A 4,381-nucleotide genomic window follows, 5' to 3' on the forward strand; every position below is an offset into this window, starting at 1 on the left:
GCTGATCTGCTCGCAGGCGTTCTTGATTGCGCCGCCATTGAGGTCCGCACCGGAGCTCGCCGCGGTGGCCGAGGTGTTGGGAACCTTGTCCGTCCGCGTCGGCGCCAGCCGCACGGAGGACAGCGGGATACCAAGAGCCGTGGCCGCGACCTGCCGCATCTTGGTGTGCAGTCCCTGGCCCATCTCGGTGCCGCCGTGGTTGATGAGCACCGAGCCGTCCTTGTAGACGTGCACGAGCGCACCGGCCTGGTTGAACGCGGTCAGGTTAAAGGAGATGCCGAACTTGACCGGCGTCATGCCGATCGCCCGCTTGGTGTTCGGGTGCGAGGCGTTGAACTCCGCGACCTCCTGCCGGCGCCGGGCGATGTCGGATCGGTCCTCCAGCGACTGCCAGACTGCCTGGAGCCGCTCGGCGTGGCGCACCGGCTGCCCGTACGGTGTGCTCTGCCCGGGCTCGTAGAAATTACGACGGCGGAGCTCGCTTGGATCGAGCCCCAACAGCGGTGCGCACCGGCCCATCAGGTCCTCGATGATGAGCATGCCCTGTGGCCCGCCGAAGCCGCGGAATGCCGTCTGCGACGTCTTGTTGGTCTTGGCGATCCGACCGTGCACCTCAATGTTCGGGATGAAGTACGCATTGTCGATGTGGCACAGTGCCCGGGCGAGGACCGGCTCCGAGAGGTCCAGGCTCCAGCCGCCGTCGCTCGTGAGGGTGGCCTTCAGAGCGAGGAGGCGGCCGTCGTCGTCGAACCCTACGTCCCAGCGCGCGTGGAACGGGTGCCGCTTACCGGACATCGTGATGTCCTGGGTGCGGTTGAGGCGCAACCGGACCGGGCGCCCGGTGAGCGTGGCACCGAGGGCCGCGATGGCCGCGAAGCCGTGCGGCTGCATCTCCTTACCGCCGAACCCGCCGCCCATCCGCAGGCACTGCACCGTGACGTCGTGGTTGGACAGGTTCAGGACGTGCGCCACGATCTCCTGCGTCTCCGACGGATGCTGCGTGCTGCACTGGACGAACACCTGCCCGGCTTCGTCGATGTACGCGAAGGAGGCGTGCGTCTCGAGGTAGAAGTGCTCCTGGCCGCTGAACTGGAATTCACCGGTGAACCGATGGGCCGCGTTTTCAAGCGCCTTATCCGGCTCACCGCGCGCAACGGTCGGCCGGTTCCCCTGGAAGCTCTCGGCTTCGATGGCTTCCTCAAGAGTGATCAGGGACGGCAGCGGCTCGTAGTCGACCTCGACTGCTTCCGCGCCGAGGCGGGCGGCTTCCAGCGACTCGCCCAACACCCAGCACACAGCATGCCCGTAGAACATGACCTCATTCGGGAAGAGGGGTTCGTCGTGCTTGATGCCGGCGTCGTTGATGCCCGGAACGTCCGACGCCGTCAGCACCCTCACCACACCAGGCACCGCAAGTGCCGGTTCGGTGCGCATGCCGGTGATCCGGGCGTGCGCATGGGGCGCCTGGACCGGCCAGGCATGCAGGGCGTTGGAGCTGCGGACCACGAGGTCGTCGGTGTAGAGCGCTGTTCCGGTCACATGCGCTGCGGCGCTTTCGTGGGATACGGGAACACCGACCACTGGATTTACGGGACGATCTGCCAGGGACTTCACTGGGCCACCTCCACAGCTGGTGCGTTTTCGGCGTGGAACTTCAGCAGTGCCTGTCTCAGCATCGCCGAACGGTAGAGCGAACTGGCCCGCATGTCATCGATCGGGGTTCCCTCCCCCGCCATCACGACGGCGGCCGCCGCCACTGAGTCGGACGTCCAGGGCTGCCCCACCAGTGCCTCTTCCGTGGCCAGCGCGCGAATAGGCGTGGCCGCCACGCCGCCGAGTCCAATGCGGATGGAGCTTACGACGCCGTCGCTGAGCTGGAGCGCGATGGCCACGGACACGCTGGAGATGTCGTCAAACCGCCGTTTGGCGATCTTGTAGAACGCGGTGCTCTCGGCGAGCGGGAGCGGGATACGGATGGCCCGGAGCATCTCGTGGGGCTTGCGGACGCTCTGACGGTAGCCGGTGTAGTACTCGGCCAGTGGGACTTCGCGGTCGCCGTCAGTGGAGGAGAGGACAACCCTCGCATCGAGCGCCAGGAAGACCGGCGCGGAATCACCGATGGGTGATCCGGTCGAGAGGTTTCCACCGAATGTTGCGGCATTGCGGATCAGGCGCGAGGCGAACTGCGGGAAGAGATGACCCAGCAGCGGAACCCTTCCATCGAGGGCCCGCTCCACCTCGGACAGTGTCAGGGCGGCACCGATTTCGATGGAGTCGGCGCTAAACGTGAGCGCACGGAGCTCCTCGAGACGGTCGATTGCCAGCACCAGCGGCGGACGTGAGTGGCGGAGATTAACTTCAACACCGAGGTCCGTGGCACCGGCAACCAGCTTCACATCCGAGCCACTCCGGAGTGTCTGCAGTACCTCGTCGAGCGACTGCGGCCGGATGAACTCCGCATCTCCGCTCACGCGGGTATGCCGGGCGGCGGGCGCGGGCCGGTTCTGCCGTTCAAGGAGCGGATCTGCGTCCGAAGGAATGTCGAGCGCGTAGGCCGCGTCGCGGATCGGCCGGTAGCCGGTGCAGCGGCACAGGTTGCCACTGAGTGCGTGCAAGTCGAATCCGTTGGGACCGCACTCGTGATCGGTTGCGTGTTCCTCACCGACGACGGCGGTGCCCGTCTCCTTGTCTTCCTGCGCTGGCGAGCGCTCGGGCCGGTAGTACTCGGCCGCCATCGAGCAGATGAATCCTGGCGTGCAATAGCCGCACTGTGAACCGCCGCGGTCCGCCATCTCGCGCTGAACAGGGTGAAGATCCTCGGGTGTGCAGGCGTCAGAGACGTTGCCGAGGCCCTCGGCAGTGATGATCTCCTGCCCGTCGAAGGCGAGAGCCGGTGGAAGGCACGCGTTGACCGAGGTCCAGCGGCTGCGGTCTGCTCCATCGGGGCGGGCGACGAGGACCGCGCAGGCGCCGCACTCGCCCTCCGCGCAACCTTCCTTGGAGCCGGTAAGCCCCTCATCCCGCAACCAGTCGAGTAATCGAGTGTGGGGATTTGTTCCGTTGCAGTCCCGGACTTTGCCGTTGACGGTTACCTTGATTCCGTCCATCATTCACGCTCCCGTACGAACCGGACCGACGCGCCAACCGAACTTCTGGACATCCCGGGCCGCGTGGAAGGCCTGTGCCAGAGTGTTCGTTACGTAGTTTCGGTGTGATCTAGCGTACACCCATTGCACGGAAATTTGTTTCCACGATGCGGATTATTCTGTTTGCCACCCGCGCCGTCCACCGCCGGGAGTAGCGTAATCACGTGAGCTTCAAGGTCCTTCCCGCTTCAGCAGCCCGTTTCGACGACGTCGCGACGATGCTGGGGCCCAAAAACCCGTCGTCCTCCGTGTGCTGGTGTCTCAGCCATCGCCTCGACTCGAAGACCAACCGCGCCCTGGTGGGGCCTGCACGAGGCGAGTACGTGCGAGCACTGTGCGATCGGGAGGTCGCGCCCGGTGTGCTCGCCTACGACGACGGCGGCGACGTCGTCGGATGGGCAGCTGCGGCACCGCGGTCGGAATTGCCGTTCGCCCGATCCACGAAGATTCCGCATGTCGACGACCTGCCGGTCTGGTCGGTCTGGTGCATCCGGGTCCGTCCAGGTCACCGTGGGATGGGGATCGCCCATGCCCTGCTGCATGGCGCCGTGGAGTACGTCCGATCGAAGGGAGCACCTGCAGTAGAGGGTTACCCTGTAGACAACAATGGCGAAAAAGTAGACCTCACGATGGCCTACGTGGGTACCCGCTCACTGTTCGAGAAGGCAGGCTTCACCCTCGCCGCTCAGACGCAGGCCGTCTCAGGCGGGTTTCCTCGAGTGGTGATGCGCCTGGACCTTCGATGACACTTGGTACAACGCCTTGCCGCAACCCCCAGAACTACCTCCAAAGGCAATAACTATGGAACTGCATGACCTTCTCAACGCGCTGAACCGCGGCGAAACCATCACCGGAAACTCACCGTTCCATGAGGTCATGCACCGGACCAGTCAGGACGCATTGCGCATCACCGCAGAACTCAACGGGAGCTATCACGAACCGGCGCGCGTACGCGAATTATTGTCTCAACTGACTGGCAGACCCATTGCCGATTCGACGACGGTCTTCCCGCCCTTCTATTCCGATTTCGGCAAGAACATCACGCTCGGCGAGCGAGTCTTCATCAACTCGGGGTGCAAATTCCAGGACCAGGGAGGGGTAGTCATCGGCGATGACTGCCTCATCGGACACAACACGGTAATCGCAACCCTGAACCATGACCTCGCGCCCAGCCGGCGGGCGGACATGCACCCGGCTCCCGTCGTCATTGGCCGGAACGTCTGGATCGGATCCAA

At 64.8% G+C, this 4,381-nt stretch carries 4 protein-coding genes; 2 read left to right on the forward strand and 2 right to left on the reverse strand.

The features are described 5' to 3' along the window. Together RIF85_RS14760 and RIF85_RS14765 are read right to left on the reverse strand one after the other, a co-directional pair. On the reverse strand, positions 1-1,614 hold a 1,614-nt coding region (locus tag RIF85_RS14760; RefSeq protein ID WP_309072658.1), incomplete at its 3' end, for a molybdopterin cofactor-binding domain-containing protein. Then, positions 1,611-3,107 (reverse strand): FAD binding domain-containing protein, encoded by a 1,497-nt coding sequence (locus RIF85_RS14765; protein WP_309072661.1) that lies wholly within the window; start codon positions 3,105-3,107, stop codon positions 1,611-1,613. The genes RIF85_RS14760 and RIF85_RS14765, both read right to left, overlap by 4 nt. 203 nt (positions 3,108-3,310) lie before the next feature. Here RIF85_RS14765 and RIF85_RS14770 point away from each other — a divergent pair, with 203 nt between their 5' ends. Both RIF85_RS14770 and RIF85_RS14775 read left to right on the forward strand, forming a co-directional pair. Continuing rightward, the gene (locus tag RIF85_RS14770; protein WP_309072659.1) at positions 3,311-3,892 is read left to right on the forward strand and encodes a GNAT family N-acetyltransferase; all 582 of its coding nucleotides are present in this window, start codon (positions 3,311-3,313) and stop codon (positions 3,890-3,892) included. A gap of 55 nt (positions 3,893-3,947) precedes the next feature. Then, positions 3,948-4,381, forward strand: a 434-nt coding sequence (locus RIF85_RS14775) for a sugar O-acetyltransferase (protein ID WP_309072660.1), incomplete at its 3' end; no start/stop codon positions are given.

The sequence above is a fragment of the Arthrobacter sp. genome, assembly GCF_031179385.1.
Classification (GTDB): domain Bacteria; phylum Actinomycetota; class Actinomycetes; order Actinomycetales; family Micrococcaceae; genus Arthrobacter_D.